The 20,550-nt window shown below is 61.1% G+C and carries 20 protein-coding genes; 6 read left to right on the top strand and 14 right to left on the bottom strand.

Annotated features, from left to right (window positions below; all coding sequences use genetic code 11):
* The first annotated feature begins 53 nt into the window (after positions 1–53).
* Complete coding sequence (locus PB2503_RS07920; RefSeq protein ID WP_013300717.1) at positions 54–1,022, top strand: NAD(P)/FAD-dependent oxidoreductase; 969 nt, start codon at positions 54–56, stop codon at positions 1,020–1,022.
* Here the strand turns inward: PB2503_RS07920 and PB2503_RS07915 are convergent.
* From PB2503_RS07915 to PB2503_RS07905, 3 genes are all read right to left on the bottom strand, one after another.
* A complete protein-coding gene (locus PB2503_RS07915; RefSeq protein WP_013300716.1) occupies positions 1,019–1,900 on the bottom strand; it encodes an RNA methyltransferase in 882 nt (293 codons plus the stop codon). The two genes, PB2503_RS07920 and PB2503_RS07915, sit on opposite strands and share 4 nt — an antisense overlap.
* Positions 1,901–1,942: 42 nt before the next feature.
* A complete protein-coding gene (locus tag PB2503_RS07910) occupies positions 1,943–2,323 on the bottom strand; it encodes a YMGG-like glycine zipper-containing protein (protein WP_041535478.1) in 381 nt (126 codons plus the stop codon).
* A gap of 135 nt (positions 2,324–2,458) precedes the next feature.
* The gene (locus tag PB2503_RS07905; RefSeq protein ID WP_013300714.1) at positions 2,459–2,980 is read right to left on the bottom strand and encodes a cold-shock protein; all 522 of its coding nucleotides are present in this window, start codon (positions 2,978–2,980) and stop codon (positions 2,459–2,461) included.
* Positions 2,981–3,238: 258 nt separating this feature from the next.
* Between PB2503_RS07905 and PB2503_RS07900 the strand changes: the two genes are divergently transcribed.
* From PB2503_RS07900 to uvrC, 3 genes are all read left to right on the top strand, one after another.
* Complete coding sequence (locus PB2503_RS07900) at positions 3,239–6,829, top strand: adenosylcobalamin-dependent ribonucleoside-diphosphate reductase (protein WP_013300713.1); 3,591 nt, start codon at positions 3,239–3,241, stop codon at positions 6,827–6,829.
* A 128-nt stretch (positions 6,830–6,957) separates the two neighbouring features.
* Positions 6,958–7,812 carry a pentapeptide repeat-containing protein gene (locus tag PB2503_RS07895; RefSeq protein WP_013300712.1) on the top strand — a complete coding sequence of 285 codons (855 nt, stop codon included), beginning with the start codon at positions 6,958–6,960 and terminating at the stop codon, positions 7,810–7,812.
* Positions 7,813–7,868: 56 nt separating this feature from the next.
* Positions 7,869–9,821: an excinuclease ABC subunit UvrC gene (gene uvrC, locus PB2503_RS07890; RefSeq protein WP_013300711.1), complete on the top strand. Its 1,953-nt coding sequence runs from the start codon at positions 7,869–7,871 to the stop codon at positions 9,819–9,821.
* Between the two features lie 24 nt (positions 9,822–9,845).
* On the opposite strand, the gene recO is transcribed toward uvrC, so the two are convergent.
* From recO to folK, 10 genes are all read right to left on the bottom strand, one after another.
* Complete coding sequence (recO, locus tag PB2503_RS07885) at positions 9,846–10,577, bottom strand: DNA repair protein RecO (RefSeq protein ID WP_013300710.1); 732 nt, start codon at positions 10,575–10,577, stop codon at positions 9,846–9,848.
* Entirely contained in the window at positions 10,570–11,544 is a 975-nt protein-coding gene (gene era / locus PB2503_RS07880) for a GTPase Era (RefSeq protein ID WP_013300709.1), read from the bottom strand. The genes recO and era overlap by 8 nt, the downstream gene beginning before the upstream one ends.
* Positions 11,537–12,253 (bottom strand): ribonuclease III, encoded by a 717-nt coding sequence (gene rnc / locus PB2503_RS07875; RefSeq protein WP_013300708.1) that lies wholly within the window; start codon positions 12,251–12,253, stop codon positions 11,537–11,539. The genes era and rnc overlap by 8 nt, the downstream gene beginning before the upstream one ends.
* Positions 12,243–13,085 (bottom strand): signal peptidase I, encoded by an 843-nt coding sequence (gene lepB / locus PB2503_RS07870; protein ID WP_013300707.1) that lies wholly within the window; start codon positions 13,083–13,085, stop codon positions 12,243–12,245. The genes rnc and lepB overlap by 11 nt, the downstream gene beginning before the upstream one ends.
* Before the next feature lie 8 nt (positions 13,086–13,093).
* Positions 13,094–13,519 (bottom strand): holo-ACP synthase, encoded by a 426-nt coding sequence (gene acpS, locus PB2503_RS07865; RefSeq protein WP_013300706.1) that lies wholly within the window; start codon positions 13,517–13,519, stop codon positions 13,094–13,096.
* Entirely contained in the window at positions 13,516–14,316 is an 801-nt protein-coding gene (locus tag PB2503_RS07860; protein ID WP_013300705.1) for a pyridoxine 5'-phosphate synthase, read from the bottom strand. The genes acpS and PB2503_RS07860 overlap by 4 nt, the downstream gene beginning before the upstream one ends.
* Entirely contained in the window at positions 14,313–14,897 is a 585-nt protein-coding gene (pyrE, locus tag PB2503_RS07855; protein WP_013300704.1) for an orotate phosphoribosyltransferase, read from the bottom strand. The genes PB2503_RS07860 and pyrE overlap by 4 nt, the downstream gene beginning before the upstream one ends.
* The gene (locus PB2503_RS07850; RefSeq protein ID WP_013300703.1) at positions 14,884–17,298 is read right to left on the bottom strand and encodes a RelA/SpoT family protein; all 2,415 of its coding nucleotides are present in this window, start codon (positions 17,296–17,298) and stop codon (positions 14,884–14,886) included. Before PB2503_RS07850 ends, pyrE begins: the two co-directional genes overlap by 14 nt.
* A 132-nt stretch (positions 17,299–17,430) precedes the next feature.
* Positions 17,431–17,796 (bottom strand): DNA-directed RNA polymerase subunit omega, encoded by a 366-nt coding sequence (rpoZ, locus tag PB2503_RS07845; RefSeq protein WP_013300702.1) that lies wholly within the window; start codon positions 17,794–17,796, stop codon positions 17,431–17,433.
* Positions 17,797–17,828: 32 nt separating this feature from the next.
* Positions 17,829–18,371 carry a 2-amino-4-hydroxy-6-hydroxymethyldihydropteridine diphosphokinase gene (gene folK, locus PB2503_RS07840; RefSeq protein ID WP_013300701.1) on the bottom strand — a complete coding sequence of 181 codons (543 nt, stop codon included), beginning with the start codon at positions 18,369–18,371 and terminating at the stop codon, positions 17,829–17,831.
* 70 nt (positions 18,372–18,441) lie between these two features.
* Here folK and PB2503_RS07835 point away from each other — a divergent pair, with 70 nt between their 5' ends.
* Both PB2503_RS07835 and PB2503_RS07830 read left to right on the top strand, forming a co-directional pair.
* The gene (locus tag PB2503_RS07835; protein WP_013300700.1) at positions 18,442–19,062 is read left to right on the top strand and encodes a LabA-like NYN domain-containing protein; all 621 of its coding nucleotides are present in this window, start codon (positions 18,442–18,444) and stop codon (positions 19,060–19,062) included.
* On the top strand, positions 19,013–19,738 hold the full coding sequence (locus PB2503_RS07830; RefSeq protein ID WP_083811018.1) for a uracil-DNA glycosylase: 726 nt from the start codon (positions 19,013–19,015) through the stop codon (positions 19,736–19,738). Before PB2503_RS07835 ends, PB2503_RS07830 begins: the two co-directional genes overlap by 50 nt.
* Here the strand turns inward: PB2503_RS07830 and thiD are convergent.
* Positions 19,732–20,544 carry a bifunctional hydroxymethylpyrimidine kinase/phosphomethylpyrimidine kinase gene (gene thiD / locus PB2503_RS07825; RefSeq protein WP_013300698.1) on the bottom strand — a complete coding sequence of 271 codons (813 nt, stop codon included), beginning with the start codon at positions 20,542–20,544 and terminating at the stop codon, positions 19,732–19,734. The two genes, PB2503_RS07830 and thiD, sit on opposite strands and share 7 nt — an antisense overlap.
* Between the last annotated feature and the right edge of the window lie 6 nt (positions 20,545–20,550).

The following is a 20,550-nucleotide window of genomic DNA, read 5'->3' as shown; positions in this document are numbered from 1 at the left end:
GGTCTTCCTGACCAGACGGCGGCCCAAGGCAGTGGGGCGAGACTGGAGGCAGGGTGTCGGCACCAACTCTCGGCGAATCACCAAAAATCATCATTGTCGGAGCGGGGCTGTCGGGGCTGGCATGCGCCGAACAATTGGTGGCGGCGAATCATCGGCCGATCATAGTCGATAAGGGACGCGGGCCTGGGGGGCGATTGTCGACGAAGCGCCCTCCCTTTGGCCCGTTCGACCACGGCACGCCTTTCCTCACCGCCTCGCACCCAGATTTTCAGGCGCAATTGGAGCGGTGGATCGCCTCAGGACAAGCGCAAAATTGGCCCTGTTCAGGGGGCGATCATGTCACGGTCGGGTCCCCGCATATGCGCACCCCTATCGAGCATGCAGCCCAACGATTAGGCGTCCTTTTCGGGTCGAGGATTGCCCCGCTGACCCGAGGGGAGGATCGCGCTTGGCCCGTGCTGACCGAGACAGGGGAGCCCCTAGGCGCTGCGGACATCCTCGTCTTGGCGATCCCAGCAGAACAGGTCGCAGAGCTCTTGGCGACGGTCGGCGGGCCCCTCGCCCAGGCAGCGTCAGCGGTCAGATCCTCCCCCTGCTGGACAACCATGGTGCACTTTGCCGCCCCCCTTCAGGGGGAAGCGCATATCCTCCGTCCAAAGAGGGGGCCAATCGAGCTCGCCATCCGGAATAGCGCAAAGCCTGGGCGCCCAACGGGAGAACGCTGGGTGATCCACAGTACCGCGGACTGGGCACTTGATCATCTTGAGGCGGAACAAGAGGTGGTGACCCCGCTCCACTTGGAGGCCCTCCCCCCCCTGATCGGCAACCTGCCCGCGGTGACGGCGTCGGCCAGTCATCGATGGCGATATGCGCGCGTCACAAACCCCCATCCCGCCCCCTTTCTCGTCGATGACGAACGGGGCCTTGCCGCCTGCGGTGATTGGTTCGGTCCTGGCGATGCCGAAGGCGCGTGGCTCAGCGGCGATCGGCTCGGTCGGCACCTTGTGCAGTGTCTTGGCTAATTGTTTGTACCGGTTTCTTCCTGGGGAACGCTTTTGTCCGTCTGCGATTTTTCTGGAAGGTGACGCTCAAATTGGCGAACCACTCCATGCAGCACACGGAGCTCCGACGGGGAAAGATCCGCATTCGCAAGAAGTGTGCGCAGATTATGCGAAAGAACTTCACGCTTATGGGAGGGATAGAAATATCCCGCCCGATCAAGGGCGGTGGACAGATGGGTGAACAATTGCTCCCGCTCCGCCTGGGTCGCGGGATCCTCCTGATAGGGAGAGGTAAAGAGCGGTGCGGCCCCGGCGGCCTGCGCCCATTCATAGGCCACCACAAGAACCGCCTGAGCCAGGTTGAGGGAGGGAAAGGCGGGATTGACCGGAATTGTCACCAAGGCATGGGCGTGCGCCACTTCTTCGGTCTCAAGGCCGGCCTTTTCGGCCCCGAATAAAATGGCGGTTCGTTCGGCGCGGGCGGCCCGCACTCTCAATTCCCCAGCCGTATCGACAGGGGTGTGGACCGGCAAGAATACGCCCCGATGCCGCGCAGTGGTGGCAACCACATAATGACAATCGGCAACCGCCTCGGCGACGGTGCCGAAGACCCGGACCCCATCGAGCACCTCGGCCGCTCCGGCTGCCATTGCTTTGGCATCAGCATTCGGCCATCCGTCGCGTGGGGCCACAAGACGCAGTCCCTTAAGCCCAAAATTCAGCATTGCCCGCGCGGTCGCGCCGATATTCTGCCCGAGCTGTGGCCGAACGAGAATCACCAACGGATGTATCGGCGGAGGAGATGCCGAGGGAGAGAGGGGCGCATGGGTCACGCCGCCGCCTTTGACCCCAATTTCGCGGGGGAGCAATATCGCGCCCATAAAGAAGGCGCCCACCATGATGGCAGGCGCGCTCCTCAATCCCTAAGTTTGGGCGAAATGTTAGCAGGTGCGAACCTGGCCATTCTCCCAATAGGTGTAGCCCGAAGCCGAGTCATAATAGTAATAGCGGTTCGCAGACTGATCGAGATACCGCTCTTGCCCCGGCGAGGGCTGCCAATACTGGGATCCCGGGCATTGTTGGCTATAGCCCTGGCCCGCCTGGTCCTGACGTGAACCGCGGGCGGCCCCGGCAAGGCCCCCGACCACGGCGCCGATCGCGGCCCCACGGCCCGCATCGCCGTCACCGACATTATTTCCGATAACAGCCCCCGTCGCCGCACCGATGGCAGCGCCACCGGCCGCGTTCCGTTCGACATTTCCCGTCGCGGTGCAGGCCGTCAGCAAAAGCGCCCCACTGGCGACACCAAATAATTTCAACATGAGAATCCTCTCCGTCACGACGCGCATCATGCGCTCACAGACAAAACGCACGAACATCGTGACAGGACGAAGGCCAACGCCCTAAAATTTTCGACAGGTTTACATGCCTGGCGATGCCGTCATCCGACCAAGGCATCAATTTTCGCGCGGCGGCTCAATCGCGGCGGCGAGCAGCCCTTTAGTGCCGCGGCCATAGGACGCGCGAAGCCGCTGCCCCGGCTGAAGCTCGCTGAGCCCGGCCGCCCGCACGACCTCCATATGGACAAAAATGTCTTCATTCGCATTGGTTGCCGTCAAGAACCCATAGCCCTTGGCCCGACTGAACCATTTCACCGTAACGTCTTCGAAGTCACCCGCCACTTCGACCAGGGGCATTCGGGTCGCGGGTGGACGTGTGATAGTGTTCAGCTCACTGATCTCAAGATTGATAATCCGTGTTGCCTGTAAGCCTTTTTCGCTCTCAATCGCCTCACAGGTGACGATTGCGCCTTCGGGTGCTGTGGCCCGTCCGCTTTGTTTCAGGCAGCTCGAATGGATCAGTACGTCACGCCCCCCCGCCTCGTCAGTGATAAACCCGTAGCCCTTCGTCTGGTCAAACCATTTTACAAAACCGCGAATCTCACGGCTATCACTATTGGCGTCGCGAGGATGCGGCATACCGAACCTCCTACTGAATGGGCTGACTGTATAACTCAATTCTTAGAGCATTGTCATCCATAATTACATACAGAACAGCATGTTATTTTGTATCGCCTCAATCCAGCAATGAAGAGTATTCTCTCAGTTGAGGTCTATATTGCACATGCGAAGAAGCAACAGAGACTCCCGCCCTCGCCTATTCAGATCGGGGGCACGCCGCTTGCCCGCCCGTAGACCGGCCTTTCTTTTCCCCACGGTTCACGGCAAATTCGGAACATGAAAATCACACGCCGCTTCTCCGAAATTGGCACGCCCTACCGGGATGTTTCCTTCGTACCCAGAGAAAGCAGATTGGGAGATCGCGCCCTCCTGATCACAGCGCCTGACAATTGGTCGCAGATGGCGGTCGATATTTTGGCGCAAAAATATCTTCGCCGGGACAACGTACCAAGCGCAACCATCAGGTGTAAAGCGGGGGATGAGCCGTCGGAGCTGACCCCGCGACAGGCGGCCCCGGGCAGCGGCGTCGGCCATGAGAGCGATGCCGAGGCGGTGTTCGACCGCCTGGCGGGCGCTTGGGCTTTTCATGGGTGGCAGCAGGGCATTTTCGATGACGCAGACGACGCGATCGCGTTTCGCGACGAGCTCTGCGCCATGATGGCGACCCAACGCGCGGCGCCGAATTCTCCACAATGGTTCAACACAGGGTTGCATTGGGCCTATGGCATCGCCGCGGACGGTAGTGGCCATTTCCGCTATGATCCGTCGGTGGAGAAAATTGTCGAGGTCGACAATGTCTACGCCTATCCGCAGCCCCATGCGTGCTTCATTCAATCGGTTTCCGACTCCCTCGTGGGCGAGAACGGTATTTTCGACCTCTGGTCACGGGAAGCGCGGCTCTTTAAATATGGGTCAGGATCGGGATCGAACTTCTCCGCCATTCGCGGCGAGGACGAGCCTTTAGCCGGGGGCGGGAAATCTTCCGGGCTTATCTCCTTTCTCAAGGTCGGCGACACCGCCGCAGGCGCCATTAAGTCGGGGGGCATTACCCGCCGCGCGGCGAAAATGGTGGTGCTCGATATCGATCACCCGGATATCGAGAACTTCATCGACTGGAAGGTGAAAGAGGAACAAAAAGTCGCCGCCCTGGTGACCGGAAGCCTCGTCACCAAACGCCATGTTGAGGCAATGTTTGCGGCAATAAAGAGGGGGGACGAGGACGACCGTCTCGATCCGACCCGAAACGAAATCCTCCGTCGCGTGATGAAAGCCGCCCGGCGGGATGGCGTCCCCGACGGCATCATCGGCCGCGCGCTCTCACTTGCGGCCTCAGGCCGGACGGAGATGCCGCTCGATGTCTATACAGTCGGCTGGGACGACGAAGCCTATCGAACCGTCAGTGGTCAGAATGCCAATAATTCCATCAGATTGACCGGTGAATTCCTGGTGGCGGTCGATGACGATCAGCAATGGCCTTTGACGCGGCGCACCGATGGCGGTGTCCATAAATCCGTTTCCGCCCGCGCCCTGTGGGAGAAGATCGGTGAGGCCGCCTGGGCGAGCGCCGATCCGGGTCTACAGTTCCACGACACGATCAACGATTGGCATACCTGCCCCATGGATGGCGATATCGAGGCGTCCAATCCGTGTTCGGAGTACATGTTCCTGAACGACACCGCCTGTAATCTTGCCTCGATCAATCTTCTCGCCTTCCTGCAGGAGGATGGCGAGCTTGATCTTGACGGGCTGATCCACACCATCCGCCTCTGGACGATCGTCCTCGAAATTTCCGTTGGAATGGCGTCCTATCCCGATGCCCGCATCGCGCAGCGTTCCTATGACTACCGGACCCTTGGGCTTGGATTTGCCAATCTTGGCGGCCTGTTGATGTCCGCCGCCTTGCCCTATGACAGTGACCGAGGGCGCGCCGCGGCCGGGGCGCTGTCTGCCTTGATGACCGCCATCGCCTACAAGACCTCCGCCGACCTTGCCGCACGCCTCGGCCCTTTTCCCCGCTTTGACGCCAATAAAGAGGCAGTGTTGCGCGTGATGCGAAATCATCGCGCCGCCCTCACCGGCGATGATTTCGATGATCTCTCGGTTACACCGCCACGTTTTGACGAGGGCGCCGTTCCCTTTGCGGGCCTTGTTGCGGCGGCGTCCTCGGCGTGGGATGAGGCCATATCCAAGGCAGAACGCTCGGGCGTCCGCAATGCCCAGGTCACCGCCATCGCCCCCACCGGCACCATCGGTCTCGTCATGGATTGCGACACGACCGGGATCGAGCCGGACTTTGCTTTGGTCAAATTCAAGCAATTGGCCGGCGGCGGCACGGTGCGCCTGATCAATCAATCGGTCCCCCGCGCATTGGCGCGACTTGGCTATACCGATCAGCAAATTCGAGAGATCAAGGCCTTTGCCGTCGGTCACGGATCGTTAGACCATGCACCAGGGGTTAGTTTCGACGATCTGCGGCGAGAGGGATTTTCCGATCGGGAGATTGATAAGCTCCGGGCGGCCCTCCCCCAGGCCTTTGATATCAGTTTCGCTTTTACCAAAGACGTTCTGGGGGAAGCGTTCCTGCGCGGTACCCTGCATCTCAACGACGCACAACTCGACCAATCCGGCTATGCCTTGTTGAGAGAATTGGGTTTCTCTGACGAGGATATTCATCGCGCCAATCTCTTTTGCTGTGGCACGATGACCGTCGAAGGCGCGCCCCATTTGCAGCCCGAGCATTACGCGATCTTTGACTGTGCGACGCAATGCGGAAGGACGGGAACCCGCAGTCTCAGCGTCGCCGCCCATATCGACATGATGGCCGCGTGCCAGCCCTTCATCTCCGGCGGCATTTCGAAAACGGTGAACCTCCCTCATCGGGCTACCGTCGAGGATTGCGTCAAGACCTATCGCGCTGCCTACCATCGTGGTCTCAAATCGATTTCTCTTTACCGAGATGGATCGAAGCTCTCCCAACCCCTCACAGGGGTCCTGCTCGCCAATGACGATTTGGGTGAGGATGATCTGCTCAACCAACCGGCGGGCGAAAAGGCAAGGGTCTTTGCCGAACGGGTGGTGGAGCGAATCGTCGAACGGGCGCCGGGCCGTCGGCGTCTGCCCGATCGGCGCAAGGGATATATCCAGAAAGCGATTGTCGGCGGACACAAGGTCTATCTGCATACGGGGGAATTCGAGGATGGCGAACTCGGCGAGATTTTCGTCGACATGCACAAAGAGGGCGCCGCCTTCCGCTCGCTGATGAACAATTTTGCCATCGCGATCTCCCTTGGCCTTCAATACGGCGTGCCGCTTGAAGAATTCGTCGATGCCTATCTCTTCACCCGGTTCGAACCGGCGGGTCCCGTCCAAGGAAACGATCGCATCAAAAATGCGACCTCGATTCTCGACTATATCTTCCGAGAACTGGCGATCAGCTATCTCGGCCGCAATGACCTCGGCCACGTCCCGGACAATGGGTCGGCCTTTGATGTCGGTCGCGGGGTCGACGCCGAAGGCGTCCAGCAAGAAGCGCAGCGGCTGATATCCAAGGGATTTTCCCGGTCCTCAACGATGGACAATCTGGTGGTCCTGCGCGGCGGCGAGTTTGATCGGTTGCGGCGGGAGCGGACGGAGGTCGAAGGCGACGGGGCCATCAATGACGACGAGCCGGTGCGTCCGACGGAGACGGCAGCTCAGGACCCGGCCGAGCATAAGGGGCGTCTGGCCGACCCCAGTAATGCCCGCCAGGTGGCGAAAATGAAGGGGTATGAGGGGGACGCCTGCGGCGAGTGCGGACAATTCACCTTGGTGCGCACTGGAACCTGTTTGAGATGCGATAGCTGCGGCTATTCCAGTGGCTGTTCCTGACGGTTACTCACTGTTTACCCGCAACGCTATTGGTTAACGAGCGCTCACGAAACGCTTAGTCAGTCCTTCGAAAATTTTAGGACCGCAAAGCTATAAGGGGAAAACGTAGAGTAGGCGGGAGTAACTCCTTGTTCTGGAACAATCTCACTTGGGTCGTGACCTTGGCGACCGTTTGGTATGCCTATGCGCCGCTCGAGCAGAAATTGGCCCTCCCCCTTCCCGCTCAATTTACCCTTGGAGCAATCGAAACCGGCAGCGAGGCGGTGATCCGCTTTGCAGACCGGCGGATTGTTTCGCCTCTGACCGGGAAAACCCCTCTCGGTACGGATAGCGAGAGCGCCATCGCGCTGCGGGAAGCCGATCTTATCACGGTATCGGATAAGGACGGCGCCCCCCTGTCCGGCAAAGACTTTTCGGATTTTGCGATCACCCGGGCGGACTGGTCTAGCCATGTTCTGACCGATGCCAGCTTTAGCCACGCGCTAATCGGCTATGGCGACCTTGCGGGGGTGTCTGCCCAAGGGGCCAATTTTCTGCAGACCACCTTTCACCATAGCCGACTGGATCATGCCGATCTCGCCCGATCCCGATTCGTCGATGCCACGATCGTCGACAGTCAATTCCAGCGGGCCGACCTGACCTCCGCCACCTTCCGTCAGGTCACGATCCGCGGCGGTCGTTTCCTTGGCGCGCGGTTCACCCAAGCCGATTTGGTCGGCGCCCGGTTCGAGGGGACGGATCTGCGCAAGGCGACCTTTTCCTACACCGATCTTCGTGGCGCTGTTCTATCGAATGTCGATGTAAAGGGAGCCACCTTTCATGGGGCGATCCTCGCCGGTGCCGATTTGGCTACGGCGGAGGGCCTGACCCAGGACGCCTTACGCAAGGCCTGCGGCGATGAGGCGACTCGCCTTCCCAAAGGCCTTGCCGTCGCAGAATGTACGGACCTCCAGACCCATTTTGCGGGCCGCTTCGACCCATGACCTGAAGGGGGAGCCGCCCGATCTGGCGGCTGGTTCTTCTCCTGCCCGACCCTTAAATGGGGGGCATGACCACTCAAGCGGATCAAGACCAAGAAGATGTGGCAGCGCCTCTTTCCGGTACCGACCTCATCGCTGATGAACTGAAACGTCTGCCCCCGCGGCCGGGCGTCTATCGGATGATGAATGCGGAGGGCGATGTCCTTTATGTCGGTAAGGCCAAAAGTCTCAAGGCGCGTGTTGCGAGCTATGCGACTCTCAATGGTCACTCCACCCGTATCGCCCGAATGATTCTGGAGACCGCGGCGATGGAATTCGTGGTCACCGATACGGAAACCGAAAGTCTGTTGCTTGAGGCGAACCTCATCAAGAGTCTCAAGCCACGCTATAATGTTCTGCTCCGTGACGATAAAAGCTTTGCGAATATCCTGATCGCGACCGATCATGAGACCCCACGGATCATGAAGCATCGCGGGGCGCATACACGGCCTGGGCACTATTTCGGTCCCTTTGCCTCCGCCGGTGCCGTCAACCGAACCCTGAACACGCTTCAAAAAGCCTTTCTGTTGCGGAGCTGCACCGATAACGTCCTTGAGAGCCGTAGCCGGCCCTGCTTGCTGCATCAAATCAAGCGATGTTCCGCTCCTTGCGTCGATCTTATCAGTACGGACGATTATTCCGCCCTTGTCGAAGAGGCCCGAGCCTTCCTCAAGGGCAAAAATCGCGATGTACAAGCTGCCCTCTCCCGCCAGATGGAGGACGCGGCAGGTGACCTCGATTTCGAACGCGCCGCCGCGCTCCGAGATAGGATCCGCGCGCTCACCTATGTCCAGGAAAGCCAAGGGATCAATATCAGCAGCCTTGAGGAGGCTGATGTTTTCGCTATCCATGCCGACGGCGGACAAGCATGTATACAGAGCTTTTTCTTCCGCGCCGGACAGAACCTCGGGGCACTGTCTCACTTCCCGCGCCACGGACAGGAGGAGCCACCAGCCGATATTCTAGAGAGCTTCATCGCGCAGTTCTACGACGGCAAAGCACCGCCGCGGCTGATCTTGGTATCGGAGCGGTTGGAAAATCAGTCCTTGCTTGCCGACGCCCTCTCCACCACCGCCGGCCATCGGGTCGATGTCCTGCGGCCCGAACGGGGGGAAAAAGCACAATTGATTGTCCAAACACGGAACAATGCTCGGGAAGCGCTAGGACGGCGCCTGTCCGAAACAGCCTCCCAAACGAAATTGCTGATGGCCGTTCAGGATCAACTCGACCTTTCTGCCCCCCCCAAGCGGATCGAGGTTTATGACAACTCCCATATTTCAGGCACCAACGCTATCGGCGCCATGGTAGTCGCCACCGATGAAGGCTTTCGAAAAAATCAGTACAGGACCTTCAACATTAAGGCTGAGGACATTTCCGCCGGTGACGATTTCGGCATGATGCGAGAGGTCCTCGACCGGCGGTTCAAGCGTCTGGTGAAGGAAGAGCAGCCGGGGAGCGAGAACTGGCCCTCCCTCGTGGTGATCGACGGCGGCCTTGGGCAATTGAATGCGGCGAAATCCGTTCTTGAGGATCACGGCCTGCTGATCGGCGGCGATATTGAAGCGGGGGAAATCTGTCTGCTGTCCATCGCCAAAGGGCGTCGCGAAAACGAGCGGGGCGAGCGCCGGGCGGACCGTACGGCGGCGGCCACGGGCGAGCAGTTCTTTCTACCGGGGCAAACGCCCTTCACCTTACCTCCACGGTCAGAAGTCCTCTATTACCTCCAGCGCCTGAGGGACGAAGCGCACAGATTCGCCATCGGCACCCATCGGGCAAAGCGGTCGCGAGAGGCGACGCGTACCCCCCTCGACGACATTGAGGGCATCGGCGCGAAACGGAAGAAAGCGTTGCTTCATCACTTTGGCTCAGCGAAAGCGGTTGCGCGCGCCAAGGCCAAGGATCTTGCGGCGGTGGAGGGCATTTCTGCGGCTCTTGCCGATCGGATCTACGCGCATTTCCATCCAGAAGGGTGATCACGGCTTTTTGGGCCTTCGCCATTACCGCGTCAGACGACGGATCAATTGGCCTCTCGCCTCGGGCAAGCTTTTCCCAACCGGCGCGAGCAAACGCTCGTCCAGAAACGTCCCCGTCAGACGAAGCCCCGCGGCGATGTCGGGCCAGGTCGGCTCCCCCCGGTCGATCAAGAAAGGAGGGAGCGGCAACAGGCGGTCGGCATAAGGAGCGCCCGCCTCTGCCGTGACCGCGCCGCCGGATTTCGGCGAGACGAAGACCAGATCAGCGCCATCCTCAAGGGTCCGGCCGGTGGCCGCGCACCGCTCAAGACTGAGACCATAGCCGAGCGCGGCAAGGAGACCGAGCTCCCATTTGACCAGCAATGTCGCCATAATCGCTTTCTCTCCGAGGGCGGAGAAAAAGACTTCTGTCGCATCGAACAGACCCTCATAGGCGACACCCTCCGGCAATATCTCACAGAGAAGGTCCGTCACCGATTGTAGCGCGAGCAGAGATAACCGGCTGTCGAGGGCCCTGGCGGCAATCGCTTCGGCCAGTTCGAGGCGATAGGTTCCGTACCCGTCGGCCTGGCGGGATGACCAGTCGGCCGATACCAGATTGCCCCGTTGAAGCAGCGGCGCCTTGCGCGTGCCCTGTCCCCCATGGACGAGGCCGGTCACGGCGCCTCGGCAGCGCGTGAACAGCGTCACCACAAGATGGTTCTCGCCCCTTGGGATGGTTTTGATCACAAATCCGCGATCGGTCCATTCAACCATTGCGCGGCGTCTGGCGGCCCGGCTTCTCCAATCCGATTTCGCGGAAACGGGCTGGATCGTCGGTCCAGTTCTCCCTGACCTTGACGAATAAGAAGAGATGCACCGTCTCCCCCAGCATTTCGGCGAGATCCTCCCGCGCGGCTTTTCCCACCGCGGCGATGGTCTTTCCCTTTTGCCCAAGAACCAATGCCTTTTGGCCGTCGCGCTCGACATAGATCGTCTGCCCGATCCGTAGCTCTCCCTTGCCCGTGCGTCCCCATTCTTCGGTCTCGACGGTCAGACTGTAGGGAAGTTCCTGGTGCAAACGAAGGAACAGCTTTTCGCGCGTGATCTCCGCCGCCATCAGCCGATCGGTAATGTCGGAGAGCTGATCTTCGGGGTAGAGATAAGGCCCCTCTGGCATACGCTCGATCAGGAATTGGCGCAGACCCTCCGTCCCGAGGTCTTTTTTCGCCGAGATCATGAACGTATCGGTGAACACGCCTTCTTGGTTCAGCGTCTCCGCCAACAGCAAGAGCGGCGGACGGGGCATCCGGTCGATCTTATTGAGAACCAGGACCGCCTTCTGGCCGGCCTCTTTCAACCGCGCGACAATCCCATCGGTATCCTCAGCGGATCGGCGAGAGGCCGGATCGGCGGTATCTTCGTTGACCATCGCCAGATAGGCTGGCGCATCGACCAACAGAAGCGTGACATCGGCCCCGTCCGTCCCCTCCCATGCGGCCGCCACCATCGCCCGATCGAGGGTTCGGCGCGGCACGAAGATGCCCGGCGTATCGACAAATACCATCTGCGTCCGCTCGGCCATGGCAATCCCGCGGATACGCGTCCGCGTGGTTTGCACCTTATGGGTCACGATCGAGACCTTTGCCCCCACCATCTGATTGACGAAGGTCGATTTGCCGGCATTTGGGGCACCGAGAACTGTCACGATGCCCGCCCGAGTCGGTACAAGCTGTTCAGTCATGGCTTGGCCATACGCCCTCTCTTACGAGTATCGACCGCGCGGCTTGCATCTGCGCCGATCGTTTATTCGGCCCCCTTGCCTCAGCACTTTCCAATCCCTGGACCACGACGGCAACCGTGAATATCGGGGCGTGGTCAGGTCCATCCCGGTCGATGTCGCGATAAGAGGGGGTCCCAAGGCCTTTCTCTTGCGCCCATTCCTGGAGCGCGGTCTTGGCGTCCGCATGGTCATCGATCAGCTCCTCCACCCGCGGGGTCCAATAGGTTTCGAACGCGGTCTTTGCCGCGCCGAGCCCCCCATCGATGTAAATCGCCCCGAGCAGCGATTCACACGCATCCCCCAGGATCGCGTCCTTGTTCCGTCCGCCGGTACGCTCCTCGCCGGCGGACATGCGGACCGCCTCCCCCAATTTCCAATGGCGTGCGGCATCGGCACAGGTCTCACGGCGGACAAGGGCATTGAGACGGGGCGCCAACTCCCCCTCCGCCATGTCGGGAAACCGCCGCCACAGCAAATCGGCGGCCAAGAGGCCCAACACGCGATCCCCCAGAAATTCGAGCCTCTCAAGATCCTTCAGCCCATCCTGAGAAACGCTGGCATGGGTGAGGGCCCGTGCGAGCAAGCTGCGATCGTCAAAGCGATGACCGACCGCCGCTTCGACCGCCGCAGCAGCATCGGGATGGGCGAGGCGCAATGTGTCAGTTGACACTGGAGAAAATCCGCCCGTAGCGGATGGCCAGCGGCCACCGCCAAGGCTGCCACAGGGCGGCTTGCTCGCCATCGATCGACATGACCACCCGCGTTGCCTTCCCTACCATCTGGTCGAGGGGCACGAAATGCGGCTCTAAGTGGCCGGTATCGGGATTGATCCCTCCAACATCGAAGGTCCGACTGTCCTGAGAATTGTCGCGATTGTCGCCCATCATGAAATAGCGGCCTTCAGGCACGATCACGGGGCCGAAATTGTCCCTAGCGGTGAAATCCCCATGGCACTCCTGCACAATATAGGTCGGCCCCCCCTCCGGCAGAGTCTCACGGTAGAGGCGGGCGGCGGGATCAACCCGCGCGCAATCAGGCTCCTGCCCGCGGATCAGCTCCCGCTGCACCCGCTGATCGTTGATATGCAGCACCCCTGAAATCACCTGGATTTTGTCGCCGGGAACCCCCACCACGCGCTTGATATAATCGCGGTTCCGATCGGCAGCGTTCTTGAAGACCACGATCTCCCCTCGCACGGGCGTATCGCCGAAGAGGCGCCCCTCAAGCGGCAGGCGAGTAAAAGGATAGATCAGCGAAGCCTTGGAATACCCGTAGTCGATCTTATCGACCAAAATGAAATCGCCGACCTGCAAAGTCGGCTTCATCGAGCCCGAGGGGATGTTGAAGGGTTGGATGAGGAAGAACCGAACGAACAGCGTGATCCCGACCGCTATGCCGACGGTACGCGCAATATCGATGACCTCTTCCCACAAGGTTGGCTTGGGAGCGACACTGCTCTCGGCGGCGGCCCGTGGCGCGGCTTGGCGCTGAGTTCCATTCATATCGAATCTTATACTGCGGGCGAACCCAGCTCTTCTTCTTTGCGGACGGCGTAAAGGATCACGAAGGCCTGCGCCAAGGGATAATCATCGGTGATAGTCACATGAACCTCTACACGATGCCCCGGTGGGGTCATCTCCGCAAGGCGGGCAGAGGCCCCCCCCGTCAAGGCCATGGTGGGCTTTCCGCTGGGCAGGTTGACGACCCCCATATCCCGCCAGAACACCCCGCGGCTGAGCCCCGTCCCCAGCGCTTTGGCCATCGCCTCCTTCGCCGCGAACCGCTTGGCATAGCTTGCCGCCCGCCCCCGTCGACGGTCGCTCTTCTCCCGCTCGATGTCAGTGAAGCAGCGCTGGGTGAACCGCTCCCCGTAACGGTCAAGGGTTCGCTCCACTCGGCGGATATCGAGCAGGTCGTTTCCGATCCCGACGATCATACAAGGCGCCCCGTGCGGGCATCCGTGATCAGCCGCCGCATTTCGCGAACGGCCTGGTCGAGGCCCATGAAAACCGCCTCGCCGATCAGGAAATGGCCGATATTCAGCTCACGCATCGCCGGGATCGACGCAATGTTCGGGACATTGTGAAAGGTCAGGCCGTGTCCGGCATGGACCTCAAGCCCCAAATCATCGGCAAGGGTGGCGGCTTCATCGATGGCTCGCCAGGCCGCCTCGATCCGCGACGGGGTCGTTGACAGCGCCGCATGGTGATAGGCGCCCGTATGCAGTTCGACCACCGGCACCCCCAGCGCGGCGGCGGCGCGAACTTGCGCGTCTTCGGGATCGATAAAGAGGGACACGCGAATGCCAGCTTCCTTCAGGCGATCGATAATCGGGGTCAGGGTCTGCTGCCCGCCGACCACATCGAGACCGCCCTCGGTCGTTCGCTCATTGCGCTTTTCGGGGACGAGGCAAGCGGCGTGGGGCGACACCTGCAAACAGATCTCCGCCATCTCTTCGGTGGCGGCCATCTCAAAATTCAGGGGACGGTCGATCTCATCCTTCAGGCGGATCATGTCCGCATCTTGAATATGCCGCCGATCCTCCCGCAAATGCGCGGTGATCCCGTCAGCCCCCGCGGCGATCGCCAGCTGCGCCGCCCGCACCGGATCGGGATCCGTCCCGCCGCGGGCATTCCGCAGGGTGGCGACATGGTCGATATTCACCCCAAGCCGACAGGCCGGACGATCGAGCGCCGGATTGGGACCCTGATTAGGCCCCTGGGCGGGGGTCACTGAAGCCCCCGTGAGCCCGGCTTCACAGCGGGCAGCGCGGCAAGATGCGGCGGCAGATGGTCGGCCGGCCAGCTCTCAATCGACAATCGCGCCAAGGGCATCATCGGAATGTCGAGGGCGGCGGTGCCCCCGGACCGGTCGACCAGGCAAGCGAGGGCCAATGGTTTCGCGCCCGCCCGTCTCACAGCGGTAATCGCCTCCCGCGATGATAAGCCGGTCGATACGATATCCTCGACGATCACCACTTCGGCGCCCTGCGGCAGATGAAATCCGCGCCGGAAAGTGAACTCACCCCGCACCCGCTCAAGGAACATGAAAGGCCGGTCGAAATGCCGCGCGGTCTCGAACCCGAAAATAATCGCCCCCATGGCAGGAGAAATCACATATTGCGGGCGCTCCCCCAGCGTGTCCCTGATCTTCTCGGCCAGGACCCGGCAAAGGCGCGTCGTCGCTTGCGGATATTGAGAGACGATGGATTTGTTCAGATAGGTGTCGGCGTGGCGCCCCGAGGAGAGCACAAAATGCCCCCTCAATAGCGCCCCGCAGGCCTCAAATACCCCAAGCACCTCATCTTCGGTCATAGGGCCCCTCCTCTCGGCTCTCGGTCTTTTCCGCGCTGACCACATAGTCCGAGACCCGGAGCCCGGTCAGGACGCTTTGTAAATGTCGCACATCCCGCACCGAAATATCGAGGCACAGATCCGTGAAATCGACGTCGCGCTTCTCGACATTGATATCGAGAATATCGGCCCCGTACCGACCCAATAAGGTCCCGATATCCCCGAGGGCCCCTGTCTTGTTATTCACGGTCAGAACGATGGGCACAATGAACGTATCGGTCAACGAGTCCGACCACGCCAGGTCGATCCATTCCTCTTCCTGCCGGTCGGCAAGGCGCTCGCAATCAATCGTATGGACCGTGATGGAGTCGTTTTCTCCATCCCTCAGCCCGATGATCCGCTGACCGGGCAGTGGACCGCAGCAGAGGCCGAGGGTGATGGCGCCCCCCGGGGTCATGCCGGCGATCGACACCGCGCGGCGGGGGAGCGGGGCCCCAGTCTCAACAAGGCGGCCCTCCCCTGTATGCTGATCGGTATCGGCATCGAGGTCGGGATAGACCGCTTCGACGACTTGACGGGCGGGCAGGGTCATCTCCCCCGCCGCCTCATAGAGCGCATCCACTTGATCGAAACCAAGCTTTGCGACCACGCCCTCGACGGCGCGGGAGGAGAAAGGCAAGTGCCGGGCGGCGAAAGCGGCCGCGACCACCCGCTCACCAAGGATAATCTTGTCTCTCTTATTGAGCGCCCGCGCGCGACGGCGAAGGCCGGTCTTTGCCGCGGCCGACACCACAAAGCTCTCCCAGGCTTGCGGAATCGGGGCGTTCTCATTGGTGAGGATTTCGACGACATCGCCTGTCCGCAACCGCGACCGCGGCGGGCGTAGGGCCCCATTGACCTTTGCCCCCGCGCAGCGGTCACCAAGCTCTGTGTGCAGACCATAGGCGAAATCAAGCACCGTGCCGTCGGTCGGCAGAGGGATGACACGGCCCTTCGGCGTGAAGGGGAAAATCTGGTCGTGGTAGAGGTCGAGCTTGGCCTGCGCCAAAAGGAGGTCCTTCCCCCCTTCAGTGGCGAGGGTCTCGATCATCCCGCGCAGCCATAGATAGGGATCGTCCTTTCCGGCCTCAGGCCCGCCGGCCCGCCCGCCGTCATTCTGGCTGGCTTTATAGCGCCAATGGGCTGCGATACCGCGCTCGGCCACTTCGTGCATTTCGAATGTACGGATCTGGATTTCGACCCGCTGACCTTCGTAGCGGGTCCCTGCCTCGCTATCCTCGCTCGAGGCGAGAACCGCCGTATGAATTGATCTGTAGCCATTGGGTTTCGGGGTCGAGACGTAGTCGTCGAACTCCCCCGGAATCATCTTGAAGGCCTGATGAATGATCCCAAGGGCCCGATAGCAGGCATCGCCATCCTCAACGATAACCCGAAAGGCGTAGATGTCGGCCAGTTCCTCGAAGGTCGATCCTTTACGCTGCATCTTTCGCCAGATCGAATAGACCCGCTTCTCCCGGGCATAGACCTCAGCCACCATGCCCGCCTCTGCGAGGCTTTCCCTGAGGCGCGTGGCGAGCCTGACAATATGCGGTCCAGCCCGTTGACTTAAGAGATCCAGTCGATCCGTGATGCGGTCGAACGCTTCGGGATAAAGGTAGCGGAAGCTCAGATCTTCGAGTTCCTCCTTCACCGCCTGCATCCCAATGCGCCCTGCCATCGGCGCATAGATATCCATCGTCTCCCGCGCGATACGCGCCCGCTTTTCGGTGCTGGGCACGAAATGCAGCGTCCGCATATTGTGCAACCGGTCGGCCAGTTTAACGATCAGGACTCTGAGATCCTTGGCCGTCGCGAGGAGAAACTTGGCGAAGTTTTCGGTCTTCCCGTCCGCGTCAGGGGCCAATTCCCGCTTCGAAATTTTGGTCACCCCGTCCACCAGCTCGGCGATGACGGGCCCAAAAATATCGGTGATCTCGCCGATCGTGACCGGCGTATCTTCGACCACATCGTGCAATAGCGCGGTCGCAATGGTTTCCTGATCGAGTTTGAGTTCGGTCAGGATGGACGCCACCGCCAGGGGGTGAGAAATATAGGGGTCGCCGCTCGATCGCTTCTGATCGCCATGGGCCCGCATCGCGAAAACATAGGCCCGGTCCAGCAGGGCTTCGTCCACCTCCGGATCGTAACTCCGAATGCGGTCGACCAATTCATATTGGCGAATGAAGTCGGGGGGCTTGCCGGTTAATGTCGGCGCCGCCGGCGCCGGTTCAAGACCCGGAAAAAGGCCAACCGCCGATCGACTCGCTTGCCGAGGAGGTATGTCAGTTTCCGGCGCGAGCTCGCGACCTTGCGCCTTATCCTGGCGTGGGTCCTGATCCGTTGGGATCGTTTTCGCATCGCTCGACCCATTCACTTCGGCCATATCACCAACTTAAGGCGGAAACGGCTGCGCCGAAAGGGGCGTCCCCACCGATCACGCTTTGGCATCCTTTGGGTGCCGCCGATGGGACGGACGCGTCCTTCTGCGTGCCCCCAATGATGCCCCTGACCCGATTTACTTATTGGACGGGGAAAGAGGGGCCATGCCGGATTGTTGCAGCGCTTTGAGAAGCTCGTCCTCGGACACTGTATCGTGCTCGGGCAAATCGGCTTTATCGGCCGCCGCGCCTTCGGCCTCCTCCGGCTCGTCCATGTCGAGTTGTGTTTGGAGCGACGTGACGAGATCCTCGGTCAGGGCCTTGGCGGTGATCTTGTCATCAGCCAACTCACGAAGCGCCACCACGGGGTTCTTATCCCGCTCACGCTCGACCTCCACCGGAGAGCCGGCGGCAATCAACCGGGCGCGGTGGGCGGCGAGAAGGACGAGATCGAACCGATTGTCGACCTTGTCGATACAATCTTCGACGGTGACGCGAGCCATAGAATTCCTCAATCATCGGGCGATCTGTTGCTCTACAGGAGGACCGCTTCGGGGGCAAGAGCCTCACCGGTAAAGGGAAGGCGGTGGACGGCCGGTCCCCTCGCCGATGTCACCAATTGGGCCACCGGCGTTCCCGTCAGAGGATGCCGCCATGTCGGGACGAGGTCAGCAAGGGGGCGAAGAACGAAGAGCCGCTCCGAGAGGCGGGGATGGGGCAGGGTTAGCGCCTCACCGGATCGCCGCTCCTCGCCGACCGCCAACAGGTCGAGATCCATGGACCGGGGCGCATACCGATAAAGCCCCTCGCGACGCCGGCCAAAGGCCGCTTCGATCGCGAGCAGCGCCCCGAGCAGCGCCTCGGGGGACAATGCCGTCTCAAGCCTCATCACCGCGTTGACATAGGCAGGCCCCGTCGGATCGGGCCAGGCCACGGAACGGTAAAGCGGCGACAGGCGTGCCCCCTCTCCCAACCGCCCAATGGCCGCCGCCGCTGCGACCAACAGCGCGGCCGGGGCGCGCCCGGCAAACCGTTGATTGGCGCCAAGACCGACCAGCGCCGGCTGCAATTTGCGCATAGACGAAAATCCGCTAGGTCATTCGACCAAAAGTGAAAAATAAATGGGGAGATAATTGTTGAACGCGTGGATGGGGCTCGACCCCGACGACAAGACCGCCATCTTCATCGATGGAGCCAATCTCTACAAAACCGCCCGGAATCTGGGCTTTGACATCGATTACAAGCGGCTGCTTCAGAAAACCCGGGCGGAAACCCGTCTGGTCAGAGCCTATTATTACACGGCCATGCCGGAGGAGCGAGAGCAGGATTATTCCCCCTTGCGGCCCCTTGTCGATTGGCTCGATTACAATGGCTATACGATGATGACCAAGGCGGCGCGGGAATTCACCGACAGCCAAGGGCGCAAACGGTTTCGCGGGTCGGTGGATATCGACCTCGCCCTCGATTTTGTCGAGATGGCGGACAAGGTTGATTGCCTTGTGCTGTTCACCGGTAACGGCGATTTCAGGCCGGCCATCGCTAAGGCCCAATCCCGTGGGTGTCGGGTCATCTGTGTATCGACGACCGCGACCCAGCCCCCTATGGCCTCCGACGATATCAGGCGACAGGCCGATCAATTCGTGGACTTAACCTCGCTTGAAGACGTCATCGGCCGCAAGAGCACGAGCCATCGGCGACAGGAACAGGAGCATGACGCGGATGACCAAAGCGTCGTCGACGACTTCGAAGACGATTTCGAGAGCGATTGATCCTTCCCCGGCACGCCCCCCCGAGCCAGCGCGAGACTGTCCTCTCTGCCCCCGATTGGTCGCCTATCGCGAGGAGAATGCGGCGGCCCACCCCGATTGGTATAATGGCGCCGTCTCCTCCTTTTGCCCAAAGGGGGGGGCGTCATCCGTCAGTCTATTGATTGTCGGCCTGGCGCCGGGGGTGCAGGGGGCGAACCGGACCGGACGGCCCTTTACCGGCGATTATGCGGGCGACCTCCTCTATCAGACATTGGGCAGCTTTGGCTGGGCGACCGGCCCTTATGACAAGCGTCCCGATGACGGACTTGAGTTGACCGGCGCCATGATTACCAATGCCGTTCGATGCGTCCCGCCACAGAACAAGCCGACCGCGGCGGAGATCAATCGCTGTCGCCCATTTCTCAGATCCCGGATCTCCTCACTTCCCCGGCTCGACGTGATTTTGAGCCTCGGCAAGATTGCCCACGATTCAGTCGTTCGCACCCTGGGCCTGAAGCTGAAGGATCATCCCTTCGGCCACAATGTCCACTATGCGGTCACCGCGGAGGGGGGGCGCCCCCTTGCCCTTGCCGCCAGTTATCATTGCTCACGCTACAATACGAATACCGGCCGACTGACCGAAGAGATGTTTGCGGATGTCTTCCGCCAAATCGCCAAGAGGGTAGACCGTCAGTAAGGCTCAAAGCCGCCGTCCGCGCCCCGCCGCAATGCGTGGTTGAGGGGCCCGTGACCGCCCCCATATCCCGGCGCCGTTTCGATGGCAGCCTGAACATAGGCGATCGCGTCCGCCACGGCATCCGTCCACGTCGCCCCTTGAGCGATCCGGGCAGCGAGCGCTGAGGCAAGGCTGCATCCCGTTCCATGGGTATGACGACTATCGAAGCGGGGCGTCTCGAACCGCCGGGATAGGCCCCCTTCGCCGATGATCAATTGATCGACGATCCTTGGTCCGTCAAAATGGCCCCCCTTGGCCAGCACAGCGCCGAAGCCGCGCGACAGAAGCGCGCCCGCCGCCGCCGCCGCCTCAGCAGGGGTCGCAACCGCCCGTCCGGTTAAGACCGCCAATTCATGGCGATTGGGGGTGAGAATATCCGTCCACGCAGCGAATTGCTCGACGATCATCTGCGCGACCTCATCATCACCGAGGCGGCTCCCCGATGTTGCAACCAGCACCGGATCAAGGATCAGCGGGATATCCTGGGCCCCTGCCACTTCCAGCCCCTCGAGAATAGCCTTGGCCGTGGCGACAGAGCCGATCATGCCAATCTTGATGGCATCGGCGCCGAGATCGGAAAGGACCGCACCAATTTGCTGTCTGACGATGTCCGGGGGCACGGGAAAAACCGCCTCGACCCCCTTGGTATTCTGCACAGTGATCGCGGTGACCGCCGTCATGGCGTAGGCTCCAAGGGCGGTCACTGATTTGATGTCCGCCTGGATCCCCGCGCCGCCGCCCGAATCGGACCCGGCAATGATCAGCACCCTTCC

The sequence above is a fragment of the Parvularcula bermudensis HTCC2503 genome (assembly GCF_000152825.2).
GTDB lineage: Bacteria > Pseudomonadota > Alphaproteobacteria > Caulobacterales > Parvularculaceae > Parvularcula > Parvularcula bermudensis.
Note: the sequence above shows the minus strand (reverse complement) of the source record. Positions and strands in the feature narration are given on the sequence as shown.

What these genes read in the sequence shown, in the direction of transcription:
- PB2503_RS07915 (WP_013300716.1), bottom strand. Translation starts at nt 1,900, where the DNA reads ATGGTGGGCGCCTTCTTTATGGGCGCGATATTGCTCCCCCGCGAAATT.
- PB2503_RS07910 (WP_041535478.1), bottom strand. Translation starts at nt 2,323, where the DNA reads ATGTTGAAATTATTTGGTGTCGCCAGTGGGGCGCTTTTGCTGACGGCC.
- PB2503_RS07905 (WP_013300714.1), bottom strand. Translation starts at nt 2,980, where the DNA reads ATGCCGCATCCTCGCGACGCCAATAGTGATAGCCGTGAGATTCGCGGT.
- PB2503_RS07900 (WP_013300713.1), top strand. Translation starts at nt 3,239, where the DNA reads ATGAAAATCACACGCCGCTTCTCCGAAATTGGCACGCCCTACCGGGAT.
- uvrC (WP_013300711.1), top strand. Translation starts at nt 7,869, where the DNA reads ATGGGGGGCATGACCACTCAAGCGGATCAAGACCAAGAAGATGTGGCA.
- recO (WP_013300710.1), bottom strand. Translation starts at nt 10,577, where the DNA reads ATGGTTGAATGGACCGATCGCGGATTTGTGATCAAAACCATCCCAAGG.
- era (WP_013300709.1), bottom strand. Translation starts at nt 11,544, where the DNA reads ATGACTGAACAGCTTGTACCGACTCGGGCGGGCATCGTGACAGTTCTC.
- lepB (WP_013300707.1), bottom strand. Translation starts at nt 13,085, where the DNA reads ATGAATGGAACTCAGCGCCAAGCCGCGCCACGGGCCGCCGCCGAGAGC.
- acpS (WP_013300706.1), bottom strand. Translation starts at nt 13,519, where the DNA reads ATGATCGTCGGGATCGGAAACGACCTGCTCGATATCCGCCGAGTGGAG.
- pyrE (WP_013300704.1), bottom strand. Translation starts at nt 14,897, where the DNA reads ATGACCGAAGATGAGGTGCTTGGGGTATTTGAGGCCTGCGGGGCGCTA.
- PB2503_RS07850 (WP_013300703.1), bottom strand. Translation starts at nt 17,298, where the DNA reads ATGGCCGAAGTGAATGGGTCGAGCGATGCGAAAACGATCCCAACGGAT.
- rpoZ (WP_013300702.1), bottom strand. Translation starts at nt 17,796, where the DNA reads ATGGCTCGCGTCACCGTCGAAGATTGTATCGACAAGGTCGACAATCGG.
- folK (WP_013300701.1), bottom strand. Translation starts at nt 18,371, where the DNA reads ATGCGCAAATTGCAGCCGGCGCTGGTCGGTCTTGGCGCCAATCAACGG.
- PB2503_RS07835 (WP_013300700.1), top strand. Translation starts at nt 18,442, where the DNA reads ATGGGGCTCGACCCCGACGACAAGACCGCCATCTTCATCGATGGAGCC.
- PB2503_RS07830 (WP_083811018.1), top strand. Translation starts at nt 19,013, where the DNA reads ATGACCAAAGCGTCGTCGACGACTTCGAAGACGATTTCGAGAGCGATT.